The following is a 26,561-nucleotide window of genomic DNA, read 5'->3' as shown; positions in this document are numbered from 1 at the left end:
ACTAGTTATATAAAACAACGAAAAACCATACCTACTGTGATGAGACTAGATTAAGCACATCCAAATTTTATTTCGATCACGAAAATACCATAAAAAATATTAAGCAAATTTAAAATTTAATTTAAACTTGAAAAATCATATATTTATTCATTAATATCTATTAATTATATTAAATACAAAACAAATCACATTTAGAAATTAATAACTAAACTCCCAATCCCATCATTTGCATTAATTTCTGGGCTTGTTGAATAGCCTCTTGTCGATGAGTAATTCCCATTTTTTGGTATAAATTACGTATATGGGTTTTTATCGTGGTCGCTGCCACATCCAGTTCCGTAGCAATTTGATCGTTACTGTAACCAGAATAAATTAACCCCAGCACCTGCCATTCACGCTGAGTTAGTGGACTATTACGGATAAGCTCAGGCACATCAGGATGAGTGAGCAATTGTTCTACAAACGTTTCGTCAAAATGGGCAAATTTATGCCGGTGCTGTCGATTGATTTCTCGGAGAATACGCTGAGCTCTATGCTGTTCCATTTCAGGCAAGATATTCAGTTGGATAAGCTGGCGCAGTTGCAATGCCATCAACTCACCTTCAATAACAAAATGGCTGATGAACCCTGTGCAGTTAGCCAAATTCAAGGCTTCTATCAAAACATCCTGAGCCTCAGCCTTGCGTCCAAGCTGCCAATAAAGCAAATTACACAACAGAAGATTACGATTCAAATCGCTGACCAGTGCCAATTTTCTGGCATATTCATTCAGTTTCACCAGAATAGATTCAGCTTCCTCATGCTGATCCAGTAAGATTTTAGCCCGTGCAATATTGCGCCATTGATTTTGATTGAAATGGTTACAAAAGCTCTCTGGTCGTTCTGCCTGTACCAACCATTGAGTCAAGGAATTGCTATCTTCCAAAGTCTGCCAAATAATGACACGCAACTCGTCAGTATTCGTTCGCCAATCGCGGTGATACTGCCCATTACTCAGTAAATTTTCGCAGCGAGTCAAGTAACGGCGAGCGTTATCAATATCACCCCTTACCAAAGAACATTTCGCCAGTTGGGTAAGACATTGTAATTGCTGCTGTGGCTGGTAATTGTCCAACACTTCCAACCCTTGACGCGCTGCCTCTTCTGAGTCATCAATACGGGCCCAACACCACAAAAGTTGTGAACGTATCCTCAATAGAAACTCATGCATCGGCAACTGCTCCAGATGCTGTTCACGGATTAAATCAAAAGCATGGGACTGGGTATCATAAGCCGCCTGCAAATAACCTTGTGCCAGTAAAATTTCACTTTGTTGCAATAACGCCCATAAAGCATAGTGATAAACATGACAAAGGCGGGCAAGCTGCTCCGTTTGCTTCATTAATGCCAATGCACTGACCAACTGACCATTGCAATGCAATACTTCCCCTTTTACTGACATCGCTACAATACGGCCATATTGATTACTTGGAAGTAAGTTAGCCAACGCTTTTTCGGCCAAAACATCAGCATCGACGGGTCGCCCATCATTCAACGCCACTTGCGCTCTCAGGGCATCAAACTCTGCCAGTAATTCCGGCTCAATGGCTATTTGCTTCTGCTTTAGTGATTGCTCTGCCTGATTCAATAATGCATTTACCTCATAGTAGCGATGCTGACTTTGTGCCAGCCACGCTTGCAACAGTACCAGGCGAGGACTTTCCAGTAACTGTTCATACGGCAGTGCATTCATACACTCTCCCAATAGGGAAAGTTTACTGTGGTTAAATAACTCCCAGGCATGTTGCAACAAAATATCCCGTAACAAGATAGTATCTCCCGCTGCCAGGGCGTGATGAATAGCCTCCCCGGGATATCCCTGCATCAGCCATCCTCGCACGGCTGCTCGATGTAACTCGGGCAATTTTGCTGCCATTTCCCATTGACAACGTTGACGCAAAAATGAAGCAAACAAAGGATGAAAACAGAACCACTCACCAGAATCATCCATTCGCTGAATAAACAACCCCTGTCGTTCAATATCTTCCAGACGTTGCTGACCGTTTTCCTCTCCCGTTAGGCAAGTAATCAGTCCATCATTCATGGAGCGCAGAATAGAACTATGCAACAAGAAATTCCGCGTCTTCTGATCCACTCGGTTTAAAACTTCATCTACAAGGTAATCAGCAAGATGGCTGGCATTAATCCCCGAAAGGCGCTTTGCTGAACTTTCAGTCGTATTACCGGATTGACGGGCAGAAAGGGCAATCAGTTGCAAGGCCGTTGCCCACCCAGCAACGTCATTACATAACTGTTCGCAGTGTTCAGGCGCCAATGGATTGGCTAACCGCTTAGCAAAAAATTGCTGGGTTTCCTGATAATCAAAAGCCAACTGCTGGCTATCAATCTCCAATAACTGTTCACGCACGCGTAAGTTGGCAATTCCCAACGATGGCAAATGGCGTGATAGCACCACTAATGTTAAATTTTCTGGTTGGTGGCGGAGAAAAAAGCGCATTGCTTCATGAATAATCCCATTCACTATCAGATGATAATCATCAATCACCAAAAAAATCGGTTGCTGCCATTCGCTAAGTTCAATAAATAATTGCGCAAACAGTGCAGATAAGCTGGCATATTGATGTTTCTGGGCCAGTACCTCACTTTTCACACAGTGTCCCTGCGTTGCCTGCTGAACGGCTGCAATCAGATAGCTAGCGAAACGTTCTGGCTGGTTATCACTATCATCGAGAGAATACCATCCCAGATGCTCCTGTCCGGCAGCCCATTGTGACATCAAGGTCGTTTTGCCATACCCTGCGGGACTGGTTATCAATACCAATCGATAATCCTGAATTTCATTGAACTTTTCCAACAGGCGCTCCCGCATAACCATATTATTGAGTCGAAGGGGGCGACTGAGTTTCGATGGGATAAGCATTAAATTTCTCCCCTCACACGCAATGAATAAAAGCAACGAATAAAACTGATACCTGAATTCTGTTTGACACTATTAAGTCACTTACACATTAACATTCCTTTACGACCAACAAATGTAGAGAAACGCCCATCTTTTGCAAACAAGTTGATTAATTTCATTGTGTTAAATTGCACCTTGTCACATTCTTTGGTTGCAACCTTGCTATTTCTCTATGAAATTGCGAAAAAGCTCGAAAGAAATAGCTACGCCCTTGCGCTCCTCCCCCGCGAATATTTTCACAGGATGATGTTTCCCAAGCCACTAACCTTCAGCATATCCCCGTAAATAATTCTCCAAACTTTCCTCAGTTAGTGACAGGATGCAACGCCATGCAATTATCTACATTAAAATCATCTACATTAGATAAAAATCTGAAACTCGATAAAGCCTTATTTCAAGCCGCACTGACACGCCAATGGCAATCTTTCGGTCTCAGTTCAGCCCAGGAAATGACTCCACATCAGTGGTGGCAGGCCATTAGTGCAGCGGTATCTGAATTACTCCCCCTAGCCACTCAGCAAAACCATGCCAATCCATCCTCTGACAGCCAACGCCACGTGAACTATATCTCGATGGAATTTCTGATAGGCCGACTGACAGCCAACAACTTGTTGAATCTTGGTTGGTATAACGATATTCAATCCTATCTGGCAGAAGATGGCATCATGTTGAGTGACGTACTGGAAGAAGAAACCGATCCCGCATTGGGCAATGGTGGGTTAGGGAGGCTAGCAGCCTGTTTTCTCGACTCAATGGCGACGATCAATCAACCTGCTACAGGGTATGGTCTCAATTATCAATATGGTCTTTTCCGCCAATCCTTTAAAAAGGGGCAACAAATTGAAACACCTGATAATTGGGAACGCGAGTCCTATCCGTGGTTTCGCCATAACACACAATTAAAAGTCAACGTCAGTTTTGGTGGCGAAATCGTGACAACTGCCGATGGCCATGAAAATTGGGCTCCCGCGTTTACTCTGATTGGTGAAGCATGGGATTTACCCGTGATTGGGTATAACAATGGTGTAACCCAACCACTTCGCCTATGGCAAGCAACATACGATAACCCCTTTGATTTGTCACTTTTCAATGATGGGGAGTTCCTGCACGCTGAACAACAAGGCATTGAAGCCGCCAGCCTGACTAAAGTTCTCTACCCGAATGATAATCATCAGGCAGGTAAACGACTACGCCTGATGCAACAATATTTTCAATGTGCTTGTGCCGTGGCAGATATTCTGCGCCGCCACCAACAAGCAGAGCGCAAAATAGAAGCGCTAGCACAATACGAAGTTATCCAGCTTAACGATACTCACCCAACTATCGCAATCCCTGAAATGATGCGTCTTCTGCTTGATGAATACCAGTTAAGTTGGGAAACCGCATGGGAAATCACAGGAAAAACTTTCGCCTATACCAACCATACCTTGCTGCCAGAGGGCCTAGAACGTTGGGATGAACAATTGATGAGTGAGCTTTTGCCACGCCATCACCGCATCATCCAGGAAATCAACCGACGTTTTAAAAAAACTGTGGAACAAATCTGGCCTGATAACCAACAAATCTGGGAAAAATTGGCAGTTATCCATGACAATCAGGTCAGAATGGCTAACCTGTGTGTTGTCGCCTGCTTTGCCATCAACGGAGTCGCTGCCCTACATTCATCCTTGATAGTGACAGATCTGTTCCCTGAGTATCACCAACTATGGCCAACTAAATTCCACAACGTGACTAATGGTGTAACTCCGCGTCGTTGGTTAAAACAATGTAACCCTGCACTCTCTTCGTTAATTGACCAAACATTAGGTCATGAGTGGGTGAATAATCTCGCTGCTTTGAAACAACTCGAACCTTATGCCGACGATTCTGCCTTCCGTGACACTTATCGAGCCGTTAAGCAAGACAATAAAATTCGCCTGTCCAACTATGTCAATAAAGTAATGGGACTGAAAATTGATCCCCATGCTATTTTCGATATACAGATAAAACGTCTGCATGAATACAAACGTCAACATCTGAACCTGCTCCATATCTTGTCACTTTATCGGCAGATTCAGGAAAATCCGGCCTTAGATATCCATCCCCGTGTTTTCCTGTTCGGTGCCAAAGCAGCTCCCGGCTACTATCTGGCGAAAAACATCATCTCGGCCATCAATCATGCCGCCGAAAAGATCAATCATGATCCGCTTGTCCGTGATCGCATCAAAATTGCTTTTATCCCCGATTACAATGTTTCCGCTGCGGAACTGATGATCCCAGCGGCCGATGTGTCAGAACAAATCTCTACAGCGGGCAAAGAAGCCTCTGGTACAGGCAATATGAAATTGGCCTTAAACGGCGCACTAACCATTGGGACACTAGACGGCGCGAATGTCGAAATTGCCGAACAAGTTGGAAACGACCATATCTTTATTTTCGGCAAGACCGTAGAAGAGGCCAAAGCTTTACTAAACAGTGACTACAATCCACAAGATGTACTTCAACAGAATCAGCATCTGAAAGATATCCTTGGTTCCCTTGCTAATGGTGAATTCAGCCACGGAGATACGCACGCATTTGATCTTATGATACATAGCCTGACTGACGGTGGTGACCCTTATTTAGTGCTGGCTGATTTTGCCTCTTATTGCCATGCCCACAAACAAATTGACACTCGATATCGCGATGCCCAAGGCTGGACGCGCAGTACTGTACTCAATACCGCCCGAATGGGTAACTTTAGTTCTGACCGTGCTATTCAGGATTATCAACAACGTATCTGGCAAACCAAATAAGGGTTTAGTATGGAAAACAACTGCCTCAATGAATTGGCAACTGAGGCCGGCATTGTCAGCGAATATATTAATGCCTATGGAAAACCCCAGGCGATCCCCGCTGAAATCAGGCATCGAATATTGGAAGCCATGAGTACAGATATACCGGTCGGGAGGCCGGTTTCTCATTTACACGCTTCCCCCTTACCTAATGTTAAGGTGGTTATTCAGGAACAAAGGATAACCCTGCCTCTGGAGGATATAGATAATTACCAGTGGCAGATACATACTGAACAAGGGCAGATATTCCAGGGTTACTGCCAACATCAGCTCATGTTGCCTGCAAATCTCCCCCTGGGATACCACACGCTGAACCTGATATCGGAGACGAAACCAGAAACTGACTCTCAGCAATACTCTATACAACTTATTGTTGCCCCTGAACGTTGTTATGAACCCGATGCCATAACACGTGGAGAAAAACTTTGGGGTGCTTGCGTCCAGCTTTACACCCTGCGATCAGAAAATAACTGGGGAATTGGTGATTTTGGCGATCTGAAATATATGCTGCAAGAACTGGCACAGCGTGGTGGTGCCTTTGTTGGCCTGAATCCTCTTCATACCATATATCCTGCAATGCCTGAAAATGCCAGCCCTTACAGTCCATCTTCCCGCCACTGGCTCAATATCATCTATATTGCCGTGCACCAGATAGAAGACTTTAGTTATAGCGTCGAAGCACAAGAGTGGTGGCATTCAGCGGAAACACAATCCAAACTCCAGCAAGCCCGCCAAGAAGAATGGGTTGATTACACCACAGTAATGTCTCTAAAAATGGCTGCATTGCGTCTGACTTATCCGCAATTTAAGCGCCGTTCTGACGATGACCCCCAACAGATCGCTTTCCAACAGTTTGTAATCAAAGGAGGCAAAAACCTTTATTATCAAGCTGTGTATGATGTTCTACACTATAAGCTATATGGGGAAAATAATGTTTATTGGGGCTGGCCTGTATGGCCGGAAGAATACCATGAACCAGAGAGTGATGCGGTTAAGGCATTCTGTCATGCACATCCACAGGAGATAGAGTTTTTCCTTTGGCTGCAATGGCTGGCTGATACCCAGCTTGCCGAGTGCTTCACTACCAGCCAAACTCATCACATGCCGATTGGCATTTACCGCGATCTTGCCGTCGGTGTCGCCCAAGGAGGTTCAGAAACCTGGTGTAACCGAAGCATCTATTGCACTAAGGCATCTGTCGGAGCACCCCCCGATATTCTGGGGCCACGGGGGCAAAACTGGGGGCTTCCGCCAATGAATCCCCATGTATTAAAAGCCCAAGCCTATCAACCTTTCATTGAATTACTGCGTAGCAATATGCGTCATTGCGGCGCATTGCGTATCGATCATGTGATGTCATTGCTCAGGCTCTGGTGGATACCACAAGGAGAAACTGCCGATAAAGGCGTTTATGTCCATTATCCAGTTGACGATCTGCTGGCAATATTGGCATTAGAAAGCCAACGCAATCATTGCCTGGTGATAGGCGAAGATTTGGGGATTGTACCGGAAGAAATTGTCGATAAGTTACGGGACAGAGGTGTTTATTCCTATAAGGTATTTTATTTCGAACGCAATGAGCAGGGTGAATACCGTTCTCCCGATGAATATCCCGTGCAGGCAATGGCAACCATTACTACCCATGACTTACCTACTTTGCGCGGATTCTGGCAAAATGAAGATCTCACCTTAGGTGAAGCCATCGGTTTATACCCTGATAAAGCTCTTCTTGCTGATTTATATTCAGAACGCAAACGCTGCAAGCAAGCGCTATTAACCAGTTTAAATCGTCACGGCTATTTACCAGAAGAATTGCCCAAGACAGATACCTTCTCCCCATTTCAGGGAGCGGTATCACTGGCACAAATAGAATATCCGATGTCACACGCTATAAATCAAAGCATACACCGCTATATAGCCCATAGCGCCTGTGCCTTATTAGGATTACAACCTGAAGATTGGCTGGATATGGAACGCCCCGTTAATATTCCTGGCACAACAGAGGAATATCCCAACTGGCGACGAAAACTTACTTCTACGTTGGAAACTATATTTGCAGATGCCCATATCAACCATCTGTTACAAACAATTGGAGAATGCCGAAAACAGGGTTAATAACTGACTGAACTAACAGCTATTTACCCAAATTACATCCCAGCGGCAATAAAACAAATCCCCAATCATATAGCTAAATATGATTGGGGAGAGGATCAGCCTTTCACGCCTCCCGATGTTAATCCACCTACTAACCAACGTTGGGCAAGTAAGAAAACCGCCGTGATAGGAATAGCAGACAGCACAGCCGCAGCGGCAAAATCTCCCCAGAGATAGTTCTGTGGATGAAGATATTGCTGCATTCCCACTGCCAGTGTGTAATTATCCACATCACGTAATAGCAGAGATGCAACTGGTACTTCGGTAATCACACCAATAAACGACAAAATAAATACTACAGCCAATATAGGCACAGACAGTGGCAACAGTATCAAACGGAAAATTTGCCACGATGTCGCGCCATCCAACATAGCTGCTTCTTCCAAAGAACGATCTATCGTTTCGAAATAACCTTTTATCGTCCATACATGCAAAGCAATTCCGCCTAGGTAGGCAAAAATCACACCACCGTGGGTATTGAGACCAAGGAAAGGAATATATTCTCCTAACCGATCAAACAAGGCATATAGTGCCACCAAAGAAAGTACCGCCGGAAACATTTGAAAAATTAACATCGCTTTAAGTAAGGTGCTTTTTCCACGAAAACGCATTCGAGCAAAGGCATAAGCACACGTCGTTGATAATGCCACAATGCCAGTGGCCGTAATCAAGGCAACCTTTACAGAGTTCCAAAGCCATTGCATAACCGGAAATGGGGGAAGCATGACGTGTCCATCAGCAGATTCCACCCTATAACCAAGTGCCAGCTTCCAGTGTTCCCATGAAACGGTGTCTGGAATCAGGTTACCCGTAGCAAAATTACCCGGACGCAAAGAAATAGCAATGACCATCAGCAGAGGAAACAAAATCATGGCAATAAAAGCCAGCATTAATACATGTGTTCCCCATACCCGCCATCGTTGCGATTTGGGTTGTACCATCGCCATCTTCTTTCCTCCTTAATCAAATTTCATGCGGGCAGTTTTCAAATTGATGATGGCTAATGCCCCCACCAATAAGAAGATCAATGTTGCAATTGCTGCGGCCAGACCAAAATCCTGTCCACCACCCCCTTCAAATGCGATACGGTAGGTATAATTTACCAAAAGATCGGTATAACCCGCTGGGGTCGATGTACCAATATGATCAGGTTTACCAGTGGTTAGCAATTGAATCAGGACAAAGTTATTAAAATTAAAAGCAAAGCTGGCAATCATCAACGGCGTCAATGGCTTAATCAATAATGGAAAAGTAATTTTGGTAAAATTCCGCCATGGCCCTGCACCATCAAGTGCTGATGCCTCATAAAGGTCATCAGGAATAGATTTCAGTAATCCCATGCAAAGAATCATCATATAGGGATAACCCAACCACGTATTTACAATAATCAACATGGTTCGAGCTAGTGTCGGATCTGTAAACCAATCCGGTTTAATACCAAACAACCCATTTAGCACCAGATTAATTTCACCAAAACTTTGGTTAAATAATCCTTTGAAAATCAGAATGGAAATAAACGAAGGAACAGCATAAGGTAAAATAAGCAGTACACGGTAAATCGCTCGTCCTTTAAGCGCCTCCCACTGTACAATACAAGCGAGAACCATTCCTAGGGTAACCGTCAATGCCACTGTCACTAGGGAGAAAACTACTGTCCAGACAAAAATGGACAGAAAAGGTTTTTGGATACCCTCATCCTGTATCACCCGTAGAAAATTTTTCCAACCAATAGAAACCGTAAACCCAGGACTTAACGTTTCCTTAGTCCATTCTCCTTCAGCATTAATGGATTGGTAGAACCCTGTATCCATATTCGGTTGGTATCGTATACCAGTTTGTCTATCGGTCAGTGTAATCCCATCTTCATCAAGGGAATAAAGCGGATTTATAGCAGAGAACTGACGTAAGGAACTCATTCTCAGTTTACTGCCATCAGGAAGAACGACTACCAATTGGCTCAATGCCTGCCGATACTGAGTAATAGTGCGCAATGTCGCAGCATTGCCTTCAAGTTTTTTCTCCTGTTCATGGAGAGACAGAATAATTTCTTCCGTTCCCGCCAGCGAAAAAGGCTCTGATGCCAATAAATGAGTGCTATCAGGAGCGCTCAAAGCCAAGACCCACTGTTCAGATACCGGATAGAGTTTGAAATTAAATGGTTCCCCTGTCTGATAGTGACGACTCATTAATACCACTTGAGCGCGTTCAAACGTTAATTGGTTGGTACTGCTATAATTTGTAAAAGCAATAGCAATCGTGCAGATAAGTGGAAACAGTATAAATATCCCTATTCCAGCAATTCCAGGGTAGGTATAGCGCCAAACAGATGCTTTCCTGTTGGAAAAAACATAGATACCGCTTCCCAGTAATACCAGTGTCACCATAGCAAACAGGTACTCTCCCTGTGCATACATCAGCACAACCAGATAACCTGTAAAAAGTAGGCAAATACCTACAGCAAACCATTTCAGGGCAGGATGCTGCCACCATACTGTTTTTTCTAATGTCGCTGACATCTTGCACTTCCTGTTACCAACAATTGTGATTATCCAACACCATCACAATAAGAGCTAAGGCTCCTTAAACTCAGGAGCCTGTCATTCGTTTATTTTGTCATTCTCGCTTCAGCATCATTAAGGGCAGCATCTATTGTCTGACGCCCACTGACCGTGTTAAGAACAGCGCTACGCATTGCGTACCAAAAACTACTCATTTGGGAAATATTCGGCATAATTTCTCCATTTTGAGCATTTGCCATCGTGGCAGCAATACGTGGATCTTTCGTCAAGATCTCCTGATAGGATTTCAAAGCCACCGCTCCCAGCGGTTTATCTTTGTCCATCGTTGCCAGCCCTTCATTGGTAAGCAGGTAATTTTCCAAAAATTCTTTCGCTAACTCTTTATTAGGACTGGCCGCATTAATTCCCGCAGTTAAAATGCCAACAAAAGGTTTAGAGGGTTTTCCTTTAAAGGTTGGTAATAGGGTAACGCCATAATTGATCTTACTTTTATCGACATTCGCCCATGACCAAGGACCATTAATCGTCATTGCTGCTTTGCCCTTATTAAAGGCAGCTTCGGCGATGGAGTAATCGATATCTGCATTGAGATGTTTATTTTTGACTAAATCAACCAGAAATTTCAGTCCCGCTTTAGAACCCGCATTATTCACTCCGCTGTCTTTAACATTATAAGTACCGTTCTCTGCCTTGAAGGCATATCCACCATCAGCAGCAATCAGTGGCCAAGTGAAATACGGTTCTTGCAAATTGAACATGATTGCGTTTTTATTTTGCTTTTTCAGCGCATTATCCAAGGCAGGGATTTCTTCCCATGTTTTAGGGGGAGATTTAATCAAGTCTTTATTGTAGATAAGAGAAAGGGCTTCAACTGCGACAGGGTATCCTACTAATTTACCATCGTAACGAACGGCATCCCACGTAAAGGGAAATAGCTTATCAATAAACGATTTATCAGGAGTAATTTCAGCAACTAACCCTGATTGGGCATAACCACCAAAGCGATCATGTGCCCAGAAAATAATATCCGGCCCATCTCCACTGGCTGCAATTTGGGTATATTTTTCTTCCAGTTTGGCTGGATGCTCGACAGTGACAGGAATTCCCGTTTCTTTTGCAAATTTTTCACCAACCTGTGCCAGTCCGTTATAACCTTTATCACCATTGATCCAAATGACCAACTTTCCTTCTTCCGGTTTCGCAAAAACCGAAGCAGACAATACACATGTTGTTAAAACGGAAAGCATCAGGGTACGAGTCCCCACTTTTAAAATTTTCTTGGTCATCATTCCGCCTTTTTCATTTGTTAGTTCAAGATAATTATCTTTGTTACATCGCGATAAAATGGCACCAGTGTGCAATCAATGTAAAAAAGACTCATCCTCCCCTGTTCTACGCCTCATACTGTATGAGTGTGAACTCGCTTACAAAAACAATTAAAATCAGAACGTTAACATCAATATAGCGTCCTTTTTTGCGATTTAAATCACATCTTACCTGACAATTTTCTTCTTTCTTTCTCAATCACATTAATCTCGTCCTCCTGGCTCCTCCACCATCAAAAATTCTGGGATGGAGGATTGTCGCGCCTGTTATTTTATACACAATCCAGCCATCAGTTTTTCACTAAGTTTCTCGTGGCGACAAATAGGAAACGAAGACGAATCGGAAACGAACAAAAAAACTGAGATGGCAAATCCGAGGGAGGGAACAAATGTCTAGCATCACATTCCGCAATGTATCTAAATCATATGGTGAAACTGTCATCTCCAAAGATCTTAATCTTGATATTCAGGAAGGAGAATTCGTCGTATTTGTCGGTCCGTCAGGATGTGGGAAATCGACGCTACTAAGGATGATCGCGGGATTGGAAGACATTACATCCGGTGATTTGCTGATAGACGGAAAACGAATGAATGATGTTCCACCAGCCAAGCGCAGTATCGGCATGGTTTTTCAATCTTATGCACTATATCCCCATCTCTCTGTTGCAGACAATATGTCGTTCGGCATGAAGCTGGCTGGAGTCAAAAAAAGCGATATCCACAAACGAGTGCAACAAGTTGCAGAAACCCTCCAGCTTGCCCATCTACTGGAACGCCGTCCTAAGGCACTGTCCGGTGGCCAACGCCAGCGAGTCGCCATTGGCAGAACACTCGTTGCTGAACCCAATATCTTTCTGCTGGATGAACCGCTTTCCAATCTGGATGCGGCTCTGCGTGTACAGATGAGAATTGAAATTTCACGTCTACACAAACGACTACAACGTACAATGGTCTATGTCACTCATGACCAAACCGAAGCCATGACTCTGGCAGATAAAATTGTGGTTCTGGATGGGGGCAATATTGCTCAGGTTGGTAAGCCACTTGAAATCTATCACTATCCTGCCAATCGCTTTGTTGCAGGTTTCATTGGTTCACCGAAAATGAATTTCCTGCCAGTCAAAGTCTCAGCAATTGCTGTTGATCAGGTACAGATCATCCTGCCTAACGGTCAGCCAGTTTGGTTGCCAGTTGAAAGCAAAGGGCTAACGGTCGGTAGTAATGTATCTTTGGGAATTCGCCCCGAACATCTTTTGCCTAATGATGTAGCCGATGTTACGTTAGAGGGGACAGTACAGATCGTTGAACAACTGGGGAACGAAACCCAGATTCACATCCGCATACCTGCCATTCATCAAAATTTGGTTTACCGCCAACCTGATATTGTTCTCGTTAAAGAAGGTGCAGATTTCTCTATCGGACTAGCTCCTCACCGATGTCATCTTTTCCGTGAAGATGGAACTGCATGTCAGCGTTTACATAAAGAACCCGGAATCTAGATCCGCGGCCATAAAAAATAACAGGAGAATCATTATGCGTATATTGTCTCTCTCATTGGCTATGCTAACTACTGGTTTATTATCCACGCAAGCTATTGCTGTTGACTTCCACGGCTATGCCCGTTCAGGCATTGGCTGGACTGGTAATGGTGGTGAGCAGAAATGTGCCAAAGTCACTGGAGCACCGAGTAAATACCGTCTCGGCAACGAATGTGAAACCTATGCTGAACTTAAGTTAGGGCAAGAGTTATGGAAAGAAGGTAATAAACGTTTCTATTTTGATACCAATTTAGCCTATTCCGTCAGTCAGCAAAAAGACTGGGAAGATACCAAACCTGGTTTTCGTGAAGTCAATGTGCAAGCAACCAATCTCATTGATTGGTTGCCTGGTTCAACACTGTGGGCCGGTAAACGTTTCTACCAGCGTCACGATGTACATATGATCGACTTCTATTATTGGGATATTTCTGGTCCAGGTGCAGGATTGGAAAATATTGACCTTGGTTTTGGCAAACTTTCCTTCGCTGTAACCCGTAATACAGAAGAAGGCGGTTCATATGGATGGATTGATGATAAATCCGATAAAAAAGGTCAATCAACCTCAAATGACATTTTTGATATACGGTTAGCCAACTTACCTGTTAATGCTGGCGGTACACTGGAGCTTGGTATTGATTATGGGCGGGCAAATACACGTAAGGGATATCACCTTAATAAACAAGCACCTAAAGACGGCGTAATGCTGACTGCCGAACATACCCAAAGCCTGTTAGGTGGTTTCAACAAATTTGTCTTACAGTACGCAACTGACGCTATGACTTCCAGCGGTAATGGGCGTGCCGAAGGTGCTAATGTGAATAATGACGGTCATATGCTGCGCGTTCTGAATCATGGTGCCATTAGTATCACCAAGAAATGGGATCTCATGTATGCCGCCATGTATCAAAACATTGACCTCGACAATAACAATGGCAACACATGGTACACCGTAGGTGTCCGCCCAATGTATAAGTGGACACCGATAATGAGTACCTTAATGGAAGTGGGTTATGACCATGTGAAGTCACAACGCACCAAAGCAAACAATGATCAGTTCAAAATCACGCTGGCCCAACAGTGGCAAGCAGGTGACAGCATGTGGTCACGCCCTGCTATCCGTTTATTCACCACTTACTCCAAATGGAATGAAAAATGGGGCTATGACAATGGCATTGCCTACCATGATACACCCGTACATCAATTCAGTCGTGGGAACAGCGATGAGTTTACATTTGGTGCCCAATTTGAGGCTTGGTGGTAATGAAAAAGCAATTACTCTCACTTTGCCTCAGTGCCCTATTCTGCAACATGATTCCGGCAGTGAGTTATGCCGCGTCAGATATCGCACTGTCTGATACAGCAACATCCGGTATCGCAATAACCAATAGGGCAAAACCTGGCATAGAAACAACCAGTGCTGCGCCAACTTTGCCTTTGTCAACCTTGCAGAAATTACAGTGGCAACCCATCAATACTCATGACACACAGACTATTATTCTTGAGAGCACATCACAGCAGCTTAATGATGATCATGTTCAAGGTGCGGTAGCCACATTTGCTTTACCGGCCAATCAAGGCTCATTGGCAATCACCCTGAACAGTCTGATAAAAGATAAGCAGGTATACTCACCAAATGTTTTAGTCTTTGATGAACAACTCCATCCTGCGGCCTTTTATCCAAGCCACTATTTCCGCTATCAACAACCAGGTATTATGTCCACCGATCGGCTTGAAGGAGTGTTAAAGCTGACACCAGCATTGGGACAACAGAGAATCTATTTACTGATTTATACCACTCGTTCTGATTTACAAGCTTCGACACAAATGGTCGATCCTGCTAAGGCTTATGCTAAAGGTGTCGGTAATTCTGTGCCGGATATTCCAGATCCGATCGCTCACCACACAGAAACAGGTACATTAACGTTAAAAGTGCAATCAGAAAGCAATGCAGGTAATATCCTGATAGGCCAGGTATTTTCTTCACCTACACCTAAACCAGTCACCATCGGTTCTACACAAGTATCTACATCTCCGTTAAGAACAACCCCGACTGATGCACCGCAATCTGCTGCCCCAGTAGTTAAACCTGTACTGAACGATACCGAACGGTATTTCAATGACGCTATCAAAAGAGCTATTAACAATGGTGATGTTGATAAGGCATTGAAACTGTTAGATGAAGCAGAACGACTTGGTTCCCCAACTGCACGGGAAACTTTTATCAAGATGATAAAAAACAAAAAATAAATTGATTCATCAAATAATTATAGAGATATATCTAACTTAAGAGCCTAAGGGAATAGGCTCTTAACATGATAAAAATTCATCATTCTTCTCAGATAAGTTTTCATTACATATCCATACTATTGCTACCATTATATTTACTTAAAATAATTCTTTCTTATTCAGATAGTTTATTATTTTTTCCTTCAATAACTTAATAAACCCAGCAAATAAACATTAGTAATAATAAAACACTTATAGAAACCAATAAAATAACAGTTTCTTTTATGGCAATATTAAACATCCATGCAAAGAACTTGATAATACACTTTATGAAACCGTAAAAAACTCCAATATTACCCCCAGGAAATCCATCACTTTTATCCTCAGTAAAAAATCATCACATTTGGAATGTTCTCTTATTATTTATCAACTAAATGATGTTACATCCTATATTCAATTATTAAGCGATCCTAAAGGCGTTAAATAGGGTTATTAGCAATCATTTTTGCCATTTTTTCAATCGGATCTGTGCGCAATATATATAACCGTTTTAAAGAAAAGGGATTATCTCCCAACTTAACTTTTCCTTTTACCGTAGTAACAGCCAAATGAAATCCAGCTTGCTTAGCCGCTTTCATTGCCTTTAAATTATATCTACCAAAAGGATAAGAGAGATAAAGCACATGGGGATTTAATTGTGATAATGCCCGTCTGGAACGCCTGAAATCATACAGGATATTGTGATATGATCGACTTAATAGTATGGGCTGTTGATTCTTGCTAAAACGATGCAAGAAATGGGTATGAGACTGAAAATCAAATACATCTTGTATGGCATATAATTCTGGGAGGCTCAAGAATTGCAGGGTATCAGGATCCCATTTTTGCGGATGACGTTTAACTCTGGATGAAATAATAAAGAGTGTCGCTTTCTGACCATTCTCTTTTAAAATTGGATAGGCATAACGATAAACGGATTTCAACCCATCATCAAAGGTTAAGCCAACCACTTTTGCTGGCAAGTTAATGGAACCATTTAAGTAGCCTTCTAATTCATATAATGAAATTGTGGTATAACCTGCTCGCTTCAAATAAGCCATCTGCTCACGAAAGGCAGCCAGGGATGTTGTTGTTGAGGTATGTAAAAAACGTTTAGTATCTTTAAGAACATGATGATAAGTTAACAAAGGAATGCCATTGTCCAATTCAGCATCCCGATCACTAATGTAGCCTAATCGATCACCCAAATTAATTTCGTACCAAGTATGGTGGAAAACATCTTGTAATTTGTCTAAAACCGGATAGCGGAGATTTTCCCTCAAAATTGCAATTGGTTGGCTATCCGTATCAGGCGTGCTATAGACTTGAGCCACCTTAGTTATCATCAAATTTTGGGCGGCTTTTTTGTGAAGAGGATTGGTGCTAAAGGGATCACTGGGGAACGCAGTTTTCTGAATTTCCTTTAGATTTCCTTTGGCTATATACCCTATCCCATTTCCGAAATGAAACGCATAGTTACCGCTTTCTTCCCCTTCTTCTTCAGCAACTTTAAGGACTTGTTCTTTCTTGAATAAACCAACCTTAATGATATGCTCACCTACCCAAGAATAGATTTCACTCTCTTTAGTCACTTCCATGTAATGATAATGTGGAAAATAGTGGTATTGCGATAAAACCGGATTAGAAAAAAATATCAAAAATACTAAGAAACCCATTGTAATAACATAAATAATTCGTCTCATTTTAATTTTCCATCCAATAAAAAATGCCCTCTACCAGGAGAGGGCATTTCACGATTAACTATCTATATAGAGTATCCTACGCATCACGATTACTCGTTATCGCTGCTGCTACCAAAACCTGCATTCAACAATTCAGCAAGGTTTGCAGTGGCTTCGTCAACGCTAAATTGTGGCGCTTCAACCACTTCGTTTTCTTGACGACGGCGGATACGATCCTGATGGTAAGCATAACCTGTACCCGCAGGGATCAGACGACCAACGATGACGTTCTCTTTCAGGCCACGCAGTTCATCACGTTTACCTGCAACAGCTGCCTCAGTCAGAACGCGGGTTGTTTCCTGGAACGACGCCGCAGAGATGAAGGATTCTGTTGCCAATGATGCTTTGGTGATACCCAACAGGTCACGCTGGAAGATAGCTGGTACTTTGCCATCCTGCTCCAGTTTGCGGTTCGAAACCTTAACGCGTGCGTATTCAACCTGCTCACCTTCAAGGAATTCGGAACTACCCGCATTCGCAATAGTTGCTTTACGCAGCATCTGACGAACGATAACTTCAATGTGTTTATCGTTAATCTTAACGCCTTGCAAACGGTAAACTTCCTGTACTTCGTTAGTGATGTAACGAGCAACCGCGTGAACACCACGCAGGCGCAGAATGTCATGTGGAGATTCTGGACCATCGGAGATCACGTCACCACGTTCAACAACTTCACCTTCGAACACGTTGAGCTGACGCCATTTAGGGATCATCTCTTCGTAAGGTTCACCACCATCCAGTGGAGTAATTACCAGACGGCGCTTGCCTTTGGTTTCTTTACCGAAGGAAACAATACCGCTGATTTCTGCCAGGATAGCAGGCTCTTTCGGACGACGAGCTTCGAACAGGTCCGCAACGCGTGGCAGACCACCGGTGATATCTTTAGTACCGCCAGACTCCTGAGGAATACGCGCCAATGTATCACCCGCAGAGATGGACATACCATCTTCCAACTGAACGATCGCTTTACCCGGCAGGAAGTACTGAGCAGGCATATCTGTACCTGGGATCAGAACGTCGTTACCCTGGGCGTCTACGATTTTCAGTGCTGGACGCAGGTCTTTACCGCTACCGGTACGCTCTGCACTATCCAGAACCACCAGTGAAGACAGGCCGGTCAGCTCATCCGTCTGACGGGTAATGGTTTGACCATCAACCATGTCGTAGAACTGGATAATACCGGATACTTCACTCACGATTGGCATGGTGTGTGGGTCCCAGTTCGCAACGGTTTCACCGCCAGTTACTGTCTCACCATCACCTTTCGTCAATACCGAGCCGTAAGGTACTTTATAGCTCTCTTTGGTACGACCGAAATCGTCGATCAGACGCAATTCGGTATTACGAGAGGTAATCACCAATTTGCTTGCTGAGTTCGTAACGAATTTCGCGTTGATCAGCTTCAGATGACCTTTGTTACGCACCTGAATACTAGATTCTGCTGCCGCACGAGATGCCGCACCACCGATGTGGAACGTACGCATCGTCAACTGTGTACCTGGTTCACCGATTGACTGTGCTGCGATAACACCGATCGCTTCACCTTTGTTGATCAGATGACCACGAGCAAGGTCACGGCCGTAACAGTTCGCACAAACACCGAAGTCAGTTTCACAACTAACGACGGAACGTACTTTCACGCTGTCAACGGAGTTCTCTTCTAACAGATCACACCATTTTTCGTTCAGCAATGTGTTACGTGGAACCAAAATGTCCGCTGTACCTGGTTTCAGTATGTCTTCTGCCGCTACACGTCCCAATACACGTTCACGCAGTGGCTCTTTAACATCACCACCTTCGATAACCGGAGTCATCAGGATACCATCGAGAGTACCACAGTCATCTTCAGTTACTACCAAGTCTTGAGCAACATCAACCAGACGACGGGTCAGGTAACCGGAGTTCGCCGTTTTCAATGCGGTATCCGCAAGACCTTTACGAGCACCGTGGGTTGAGATGAAGTACTGGAGTACGTTCAAACCTTCACGGAAGTTCGCAGTAATTGGGGTTTCGATGATGGAGCCATCTGGCGTTGCCATCAGACCACGCATACCCGCCAACTGGCGGATCTGAGCCGCAGAACCACGCGCACCGGAGTCGGCCATCATAAAGATATTGTTGAAAGAAACCTGCTGTTCTTCTTCACCGTCACGGTTAATAACCGTTTCAGTAGACAAGTTTTCCATCATCGCTTTAGCAACACGTTCGTTTGCCGCAGCCCATATATCGATAACCTTGTTATAACGTTCGCCGGCAGTTACCAGACCTGACTGGAACTGTTCCTGAATTTCGGCCACTTCTGCTTCTGCTTCCGCGATGATGCCTTCTTTCTTCTCAGGAATAACCATGTCGTCAATACCTACGGATACTCCGGAACGAGCAGCGTAAGCAAAACCGGTATACATGGTCTGGTCAGCCAAAATAACGGTTGGTTTCAAACCCAGTATGCGGTAACAGGTATTCAGCATCTTAGAGATAGCTTTTTTACCCAGTGGCTGGTTAATCAATGAGTATGGCAAGCCACGCGGTACAATCATCCACAGGATGGCACGACCGATGGTGGTATCAACCAAGCCTGTGTTGATAGTCACGTTGCCTTCGCCATCTCTCACTTCTTCTGTGATACGAACTTTGACACGGGCATGCAGAGAAGCCAGACCAGCACGATAAACGCGCTCTGCTTCTTTAGGACCGGTCAGAACCATGCCTTCGCCTTTCGCGTTAACACAGTCACGGGTCATGTAGTACAGACCCAATACAACGTCCTGAGATGGAACGATGATTGGTTCACCGCTCGCTGGAGACAGGATGTTGTTGGTAGACATCATCAACGCACGCGCTTCCAACTGAGCTTCCAGTGTCAACGGTACGTGAACAGCCATCTGGTCACCGTCGAAGTCGGCGTTATATGCCGCACACACTAGTGGGTGCAACTGAATAGCTTTACCTTCGATCAGAACTGGTTCAAATGCCTGAATACCCAAACGGTGGAGAGTTGGTGCACGGTTCAGCAGAACTGGGTGCTCACGGATGACTTCATCCAGGATATCCCATACAACCGCTTCTTCACGCTCAACCATTTTCTTGGCGGCTTTGATAGTCGTCGCCAGGCCACGCAGTTCCAGTTTGCCGTAAATAAATGGCTTGAACAGTTCCAGTGCCATCTTCTTAGGAAGACCACACTGATGCAGACGCAGGTATGGACCTACGGTAATTACAGAACGGCCTGAGTAGTCAACACGTTTACCCAGCAAGTTCTGACGGAAACGACCCTGTTTACCCTTGATCATGTCTGCCAGGGATTTCAGAGGGCGCTTGTTAGAACCGGTAATCGCACGACCGCGACGGCCGTTGTCCAGCAGCGCATCAACTGCTTCCTGCAACATACGTTTTTCGTTACGTACGATGATATCTGGCGCAGCCAGATCCAACAGACGCTTCAAACGGTTGTTACGGTTAATAACGCGACGATACAGATCGTTCAGGTCTGAAGTTGCGAAACGGCCACCATCCAGTGGAACCAATGGACGCAAATCCGGTGGCAGAACTGGTAGAACGGTCAGAACCATCCACTCTGGTTTGTTGCCAGACTGAATGAACGCTTCCAGCAGTTTAATACGCTTGGTCAACTTCTTACGCTTGGTTTCAGAGTTGGTTTCGTTCAGCTCTTCGCGCAAGGTTTCACATTCGTTTTCCAGATCGATGCTTTTCAGCAAAGCCTGGATTGCTTCTGCACCCATTTTTGCGTCAAATTCATCACCGAACTCTTCCAGTGCATCCAGATACTGTTCTTCAGTCAGGATTTGCGCACGCTCAAGACTGGTCATACCCCCTTCAACAACCACATAGGATTCGAAGTACAGTACGCGTTCAATATCGCGCAGAGGCATATCCAGCAATAAACCGATGCGGGATGGCAGAGATTTCAGGAACCAAATGTGAGCGGTTGGAGATGCCAGCTCAATGTGACCCATACGATCACGACGAACTTTAGTCTGGGTTACTTCAACGCCACATTTCTCACAAATCACACCACGGTGTTTCAATCGCTTGTATTTACCACACAAGCATTCGTAATCTTTTACTGGCCCGAAAATACGCGCACAGAAAAGACCGTCACGCTCAGGCTTGAACGTACGGTAGTTAATAGTTTCCGGCTTTTTTACTTCCCCGAATGACCACGAACGGATCATATCTGGAGAGGCCAGAGCAATTTTGATCGCATCAAACTCTTCGGTCTTGGTTTGCGCTTTCAGAAACTTCAATAAGTCTTTCACGAAATGGCTCCTGTCGGAGTTAGACCTGTTAGGTGAGTGGCCCATGCCACTCCCCTCTATAACCAGTATAACCACTGGGACCAGTGCAACCACTGGCTGGTAAACCGCCCGACATTCTTATATCGGGCAGTACCAGCGGGAAAACGATTTATTCGTCTTCCAGCTCGATGTTGATACCCAACGAACGGATTTCTTTCAGCAATACGTTGAAAGATTCCGGCATGCCTGGTTCCATCTGGTGGTTACCATCCACGATGTTTTTATACATCTTGGTTCGACCGTTAACATCGTCAGATTTAACGGTGAGCATTTCTTGCAGGGTGTACGCCGCACCATATGCTTCCAATGCCCACACTTCCATCTCACCGAAGCGCTGTCCACCGAACTGTGCCTTACCACCCAACGGCTGCTGAGTCACCAGGCTGTAAGAGCCGGTAGAACGGGCGTGCATCTTGTCATCAACCAAGTGGTTCAATTTCAGCATGTACATGTAGCCAACGGTTACCTGACGCTCGAATTGTTCACCTGTACGGCCGTCGAACAGAGTGATCTGACCGGAAGTCGGCAAGCCACCCAGTTTCAACAACTCTTTGATTTCGGTCTCTTTTGCACCGTCAAAGACAGGTGTTGCGATCGGCATACCTTTTCTCAAGTTTTCTGCCAGGCGCATCACTTCTTCATCGGTGAAGGTGCTCAAGTCAACTTTTTGACGGGTATCATCACCCAGATCATAAGCTTTCTGGATAAATTCACGCAGTTTGGCAACTTCTTGCTGCTGTTTCAGCATCGCATTGATCTTGTCACCAATGCCTTTCGCCGCCATGCCCAAGTGAGTTTCCAGAATCTGACCGATGTTCATACGTGATGGTACGCCCAGCGGGTTCAGTACGATGTCTACTGGTGTACCGTTTTCATCGTAAGGCATGTCTTCAATCGGGTTGATCTTGGAGATAACACCTTTGTTACCGTGACGACCTGCCATCTTGTCACCAGGCTGGATCTGACGTTTCACAGCCAGATACACTTTGACAATTTTCAGCACGCCTGGTGCCAGATCGTCGCCCTGAGTGATCTTACGGCGTTTAGCATCCAGTTTTTTCTCGAACTCTATTTTCAGTTCGTCATACTGTTCTGCCAACTGCTCCAGCTGATTTTGTTTTTCTTCATCAGCCAGTCCCAGCTCCAACCAACGCCCACGAGGAAGTTTGCTGAGTTTTTCCGCTTCAATGCCACCGGCAACCAGTACAGAGTGAATACGAGCAAACAGGCCAGCTTCGAAAATTTGCAGTTCTTCTGTCAGGTCTTTTTTAGCCTCACGCAACTGCATCTCTTCGATTTCCAACGCACGCTTGTCTTTCTCTACGCCATCACGGGTAAAGACTTGTACGTCGATAACAGTACCAGAAACACCGTTTGGTACGCGCAGTGAAGAGTCTTTCACATCAGACGCTTTCTCACCGAAGATCGCACGCAACAGTTTTTCTTCTGGAGTCAGCTGAGTTTCACCTTTCGGTGTCACTTTACCAACCAGAATGTCGCCACCTTTCACTTCCGCACCGATATAAACGATACCGGATTCGTCCAGTTTAGACAGAGCAGCTTCGCCCACGTTAGGGATGTCAGCCGTAATCTCTTCAGGCCCCAGTTTAGTGTCACGAGACACACAAGCCAGTTCTTGAATGTGAATGGTGGTGAAACGGTCTTCCTGAACAACACGCTCAGATACGAGGATGGAGTCCTCGAAGTTATAACCATTCCAAGGCATGAACGCCACACGCATGTTCTGACCCAGTGCCAGTTCACCCAAGTCAGTGGATGGACCATCAGCCAGCACGTCACCGCGTTCTACCAGTTCGCCCAAAGAAACACAGGGTGTCTGGTTGATACAGGTGTTTTGGTTTGAGCGGGTATATTTGGTCAGGTTATAGATATCAATGCCCGCTTCACCTGCGTACATTTCATCTTCGTTCACCTTGATAACAATACGAGATGCGTCAACGTACTGAACCACACCACCGCGTTTAGCAACAGAGGTTACACCGGAGTCAACCGCTACCGCACGCTCCATACCTGTTCCGACCAGCGGCTTATCTGCGCGCAGAGTTGGAACCGCCTGACGTTGCATGTTCGCACCCATCAATGCACGGTTGGCGTCATCGTGTTCAAGGAATGGGATCAGAGAAGCACCGACGGACACGATCTGTTGTGTCGAAACGTCCATGTACTGAACCTGATCACGGTTGAACAAGCTGGATTCATCGTAATGACGGCAAGTGACCAATTCTTCAACGAAGTGGCCTTCTTCATCCAATACGGTGTTCGCCTGAGCAATGACGTAGTTGCCTTCTTCGATTGCTGACAGGTAGTGGATTTCATCAGTCACCACACCATCACGAACTAAGCGGTAAGGTGTTTCAAGGAAACCATACTCATTGGTACGCGCATAAACAGACAATGAGTTAATCAAACCGATGTTTGGACCTTCAGGTGTTTCGATTGGACATACACGACCATAGTGAGTTGGGTGTACGTCTCGAACTTCAAAGCCTGCACGCTCACGGGTCAGACCGCCTGGACCCAACGCAGAAATACGGCGTTTATGGGTGATTTCAGACAGTGGGTTGTTCTGGTCCATGAACTGGGATAGCTGGCTCGAACCAAAGAACTCTTTCACCGCCGCAGAAATTGGTTTGGCGTTGATCATGTCCTGTGGCATCAGGGTATCCAGATCGCCCAGAGACAAACGCTCTTTCACTGCACGTTCTACACGAACCAGACCGACGCGGAACTGGTTTTCAGCCATTTCACCCACGGAACGGATACGACGGTTGCCCAAGTGATCGATATCGTCGACTTCACCTTTACCGTTACGGATATCGATGAGCTTCTTCATCACGTCGATGATGTCTTCTTTGCTCAGGATACCGGAACCTTCAACCTCGTCACGATCCAACGAACGGTTGAACTTCATACGACCAACCGCAGACAGATCATAACGATCTTCAGAGAAGAACAGGTTCTCAAACAGGTTTTCTGCGGCTTCGCGTGTTGGTGGTTCACCCGGACGCATCATGCGATAGATTTCAACCAGTGCGCTCAGGCGATCATTGGTTGGGTCAACACGCAGGGTTTCGGAAATATAAGCGCCGTGGTCCAGATCATTGGTAAACAGAGTCTCGATAGATTTGTAACCAGCCTGACTTAAACGGGCCAGCAGATCCAAAGAGAGTTCCATGTTAGCAGCACAGATGATTTCACCTGTGTTCTGGTCGATGTAATCTTTTGCTACAACTTTACCCGCGATATATTCAACAGGCACCTCAATACGGTCTACCTGCTCTTTTTCTAACTGGCGGATATGGCGAGCTGTGATACGACGGCCTTTTTCAACATAAACTTTGCCGTTTGCTTCGATATCAAATGAAGCAGTCTCGCCACGCAGACGTTCTGGAACCAGCATCATCTGCAATTTATTGTCGCGAATTTCGAAAACGGTTTTTTTGAAGAACAGATTCAGGATGTCTTCAGAGGAATAATCCATCGCGCGCAGAATAATCGAAGCCGGTAACTTACGGCGGCGGTCGATACGCACAAACAGGTTATCTTTTGGATCAAATTCGAAATCTAACCACGAACCACGGTAAGGAATGATACGTGCATTATACAGTACCTTACCGGATGAATGGGTTTTACCCTTATCGCTATCAAAGAAAACGCCTGGGCTACGATGCAACTGAGATACGATAACGCGCTCAGTACCGTTGATAACGAAAGTCCCGTTATCAGTCATGAGTGGAATTTCACCCATGTAGACTTCTTGTTCTTTGATGTCCTTAACTGTGCCTTCTGGCGCTTCGCGCTCATAGATCACCAGACGCAACTTAACGCGCAGAGGTGCGGAGAACGTCACTCCACGGATCTGACACTCTTTGACATCAAAGACAGGTTCGCCAAGACGATAGCTTACATATTGCAGCTCTGAATTGCCGCTGTAGCTCTGAATTGGAAACACTGAACGGAAGGCCGCTTCCAGTCCATTTTGGCCTTCAGGATCTTGCTCGATAAACTTCTGGAACGAGTCAAGTTGGATAGAAAGAAGGTATGGAACATCCAAAACTTGTGGACGTTTACCAAAATCCTTACGAATACGTTTTTTCTCGGTATAGGAGTAAACCATAGGGTTCCTCAGCTCGCTGATAAGTGACCCACTCTGTCCGCCCTTAAGGACAGCACTCTGCAACACTATTTTTTCGAACAGAAAACAGAATATTTTCCGTAATACTCATTACTATTACTCTTAAATCATTTCATTGCGTTACCTTACTACCGAGCTACCCGAGTGGATCGTAGCTGAGAACGCAGTATATTAAGTCGTCAATAGGAAGAAGTATTTTGGGTTTATTAGCAGCCAAACAGTGTGAAATGCTACTAACTCCCTATTAATGCCTTTCAGGCAAATCTGATTTTCAGACAATGCCCTTACAGCGCAAAAAGGCTGGCGATTAAAAAACCGCCAGCCGCCAGCCTTAAAAAATCAGGCTGCGAACTTCAAACAGATCTTACTTGATCTCAACAGAAGCACCTGCTTCTTCCAGAGATTTTTTCAGAGCTTCAGCGTCGTCTTTGCTGATGCCTTCTTTCAGAGCTGCTGGTGCGCTTTCAACCAGGTCTTTCGCTTCTTTCAGACCCAGGCCAGTTGCGCCACGTACTGCTTTGATTACAGCAACTTTGTTAGCACCAGCGCCAGTCAGGATTACGTCGAATTCAGTTTTTTCTTCAACGGCTTCAGCAGCACCACCAACTACAGCTACAGCTGCAGCAGCAGAAACGCCGAATTTTTCTTCCATCATGCTGATCAGTTCAACAACGTCCATTACAGACATTTCTGCAACTGCGTCCAGAATTTGTTCTTTAGTGATAGACATAACAAGTGTTCCTAAAATTCAGAAAAAATTTATACGTTAAAAAG

At 44.8% G+C, this 26,561-nt stretch carries 13 protein-coding genes; 5 read left to right on the top strand and 8 right to left on the bottom strand.

Annotated elements, in window-relative coordinates; all coding sequences use genetic code 11:
* Positions 1–205 precede the first annotated feature (205 nt).
* Complete coding sequence (gene malT, locus BDE27_RS18395; protein ID WP_099130902.1) at positions 206–2,920, bottom strand: HTH-type transcriptional regulator MalT; 2,715 nt, start codon at positions 2,918–2,920, stop codon at positions 206–208.
* Positions 2,921–3,288: 368 nt separating this feature from the next.
* On the opposite strand from malT, the gene malP reads away from it, so the two are divergent.
* Together malP and malQ are read left to right on the top strand one after the other, a co-directional pair.
* Positions 3,289–5,733: a maltodextrin phosphorylase gene (malP, locus tag BDE27_RS18390; RefSeq protein WP_099130903.1), complete on the top strand. Its 2,445-nt coding sequence runs from the start codon at positions 3,289–3,291 to the stop codon at positions 5,731–5,733.
* Between the two features lie 9 nt (positions 5,734–5,742).
* The gene (malQ, locus tag BDE27_RS18385) at positions 5,743–7,887 is read left to right on the top strand and encodes a 4-alpha-glucanotransferase (RefSeq protein ID WP_099130904.1); all 2,145 of its coding nucleotides are present in this window, start codon (positions 5,743–5,745) and stop codon (positions 7,885–7,887) included.
* A gap of 95 nt (positions 7,888–7,982) precedes the next feature.
* Here malQ and malG read toward each other — a convergent pair whose 3' ends face one another.
* From malG to malE, 3 genes are all read right to left on the bottom strand, one after another.
* The gene (gene malG / locus BDE27_RS18380; RefSeq protein ID WP_099130905.1) at positions 7,983–8,873 is read right to left on the bottom strand and encodes a maltose ABC transporter permease MalG; all 891 of its coding nucleotides are present in this window, start codon (positions 8,871–8,873) and stop codon (positions 7,983–7,985) included.
* A gap of 12 nt (positions 8,874–8,885) precedes the next feature.
* Positions 8,886–10,442 carry a maltose ABC transporter permease MalF gene (gene malF, locus BDE27_RS18375; protein WP_099130906.1) on the bottom strand — a complete coding sequence of 519 codons (1,557 nt, stop codon included), beginning with the start codon at positions 10,440–10,442 and terminating at the stop codon, positions 8,886–8,888.
* An 89-nt stretch (positions 10,443–10,531) separates the two neighbouring features.
* Entirely contained in the window at positions 10,532–11,731 is a 1,200-nt protein-coding gene (gene malE / locus BDE27_RS18370; RefSeq protein ID WP_099130970.1) for a maltose/maltodextrin ABC transporter substrate-binding protein MalE, read from the bottom strand.
* Positions 11,732–12,159: 428 nt separating this feature from the next.
* Here malE and malK point away from each other — a divergent pair, with 428 nt between their 5' ends.
* From malK to malM, 3 genes are read left to right on the top strand one after another with little or no spacing between them, the layout of a single operon-like run.
* Positions 12,160–13,269, top strand: coding sequence for a maltose/maltodextrin ABC transporter ATP-binding protein MalK (gene malK, locus BDE27_RS18365; protein WP_099130907.1), 1,110 nt, complete (start codon positions 12,160–12,162; stop codon positions 13,267–13,269).
* A gap of 34 nt (positions 13,270–13,303) precedes the next feature.
* Positions 13,304–14,569, top strand: a complete 1,266-nt coding sequence (locus tag BDE27_RS18360; protein ID WP_099130908.1) for a maltoporin — start codon at positions 13,304–13,306, stop codon at positions 14,567–14,569.
* Positions 14,569–15,555: a maltose operon protein MalM gene (malM, locus tag BDE27_RS18355; protein WP_099130909.1), complete on the top strand. Its 987-nt coding sequence runs from the start codon at positions 14,569–14,571 to the stop codon at positions 15,553–15,555. Before BDE27_RS18360 ends, malM begins: the two co-directional genes overlap by 1 nt.
* A 458-nt stretch (positions 15,556–16,013) precedes the next feature.
* Here malM and BDE27_RS18350 read toward each other — a convergent pair whose 3' ends face one another.
* The 4 genes from BDE27_RS18350 to rplL form a co-directional block, all read right to left on the bottom strand.
* Positions 16,014–17,276 carry a polysaccharide deacetylase family protein gene (locus BDE27_RS18350; protein ID WP_099130910.1) on the bottom strand — a complete coding sequence of 421 codons (1,263 nt, stop codon included), beginning with the start codon at positions 17,274–17,276 and terminating at the stop codon, positions 16,014–16,016.
* An 89-nt stretch (positions 17,277–17,365) separates the two neighbouring features.
* Positions 17,366–21,592, bottom strand: a complete 4,227-nt coding sequence (rpoC, locus tag BDE27_RS18345; RefSeq protein ID WP_099130911.1) for a DNA-directed RNA polymerase subunit beta' — start codon at positions 21,590–21,592, stop codon at positions 17,366–17,368.
* A 148-nt stretch (positions 21,593–21,740) separates the two neighbouring features.
* Positions 21,741–25,769: a DNA-directed RNA polymerase subunit beta gene (rpoB, locus tag BDE27_RS18340; protein ID WP_099130912.1), complete on the bottom strand. Its 4,029-nt coding sequence runs from the start codon at positions 25,767–25,769 to the stop codon at positions 21,741–21,743.
* Positions 25,770–26,151: 382 nt separating this feature from the next.
* Positions 26,152–26,517 (bottom strand): 50S ribosomal protein L7/L12, encoded by a 366-nt coding sequence (gene rplL, locus BDE27_RS18335; protein ID WP_045972989.1) that lies wholly within the window; start codon positions 26,515–26,517, stop codon positions 26,152–26,154.
* Positions 26,518–26,561 lie beyond the last annotated feature (44 nt).

Origin of the sequence: Xenorhabdus ehlersii, from assembly GCF_003610465.1 — a bacterium.
Classification (GTDB): Bacteria; Pseudomonadota; Gammaproteobacteria; order Enterobacterales; family Enterobacteriaceae; genus Xenorhabdus; species Xenorhabdus ehlersii.
Note: the sequence above shows the minus strand (reverse complement) of the source record. Positions and strands in the feature narration are given on the sequence as shown.

Excerpts from the sequence above, each read along its gene's own strand:
- malK (WP_099130907.1), top strand. The coding sequence starts at position 12,160 with ATGTCTAGCATCACATTCCGCAATGTATCTAAATCATATGGTGAAACT.
- malF (WP_099130906.1), bottom strand. The coding sequence starts at position 10,442 with ATGTCAGCGACATTAGAAAAAACAGTATGGTGGCAGCATCCTGCCCTG.
- BDE27_RS18350 (WP_099130910.1), bottom strand. The coding sequence starts at position 17,276 with ATGAGACGAATTATTTATGTTATTACAATGGGTTTCTTAGTATTTTTG.
- malM (WP_099130909.1), top strand. The coding sequence starts at position 14,569 with ATGAAAAAGCAATTACTCTCACTTTGCCTCAGTGCCCTATTCTGCAAC.
- rplL (WP_045972989.1), bottom strand. The coding sequence starts at position 26,517 with ATGTCTATCACTAAAGAACAAATTCTGGACGCAGTTGCAGAAATGTCT.
- rpoB (WP_099130912.1), bottom strand. The coding sequence starts at position 25,769 with ATGGTTTACTCCTATACCGAGAAAAAACGTATTCGTAAGGATTTTGGT.
- malP (WP_099130903.1), top strand. The coding sequence starts at position 3,289 with ATGCAATTATCTACATTAAAATCATCTACATTAGATAAAAATCTGAAA.
- malQ (WP_099130904.1), top strand. The coding sequence starts at position 5,743 with ATGGAAAACAACTGCCTCAATGAATTGGCAACTGAGGCCGGCATTGTC.
- malE (WP_099130970.1), bottom strand. The coding sequence starts at position 11,731 with ATGACCAAGAAAATTTTAAAAGTGGGGACTCGTACCCTGATGCTTTCC.
- BDE27_RS18360 (WP_099130908.1), top strand. The coding sequence starts at position 13,304 with ATGCGTATATTGTCTCTCTCATTGGCTATGCTAACTACTGGTTTATTA.
- malG (WP_099130905.1), bottom strand. The coding sequence starts at position 8,873 with ATGGCGATGGTACAACCCAAATCGCAACGATGGCGGGTATGGGGAACA.
- malT (WP_099130902.1), bottom strand. The coding sequence starts at position 2,920 with ATGCTTATCCCATCGAAACTCAGTCGCCCCCTTCGACTCAATAATATG.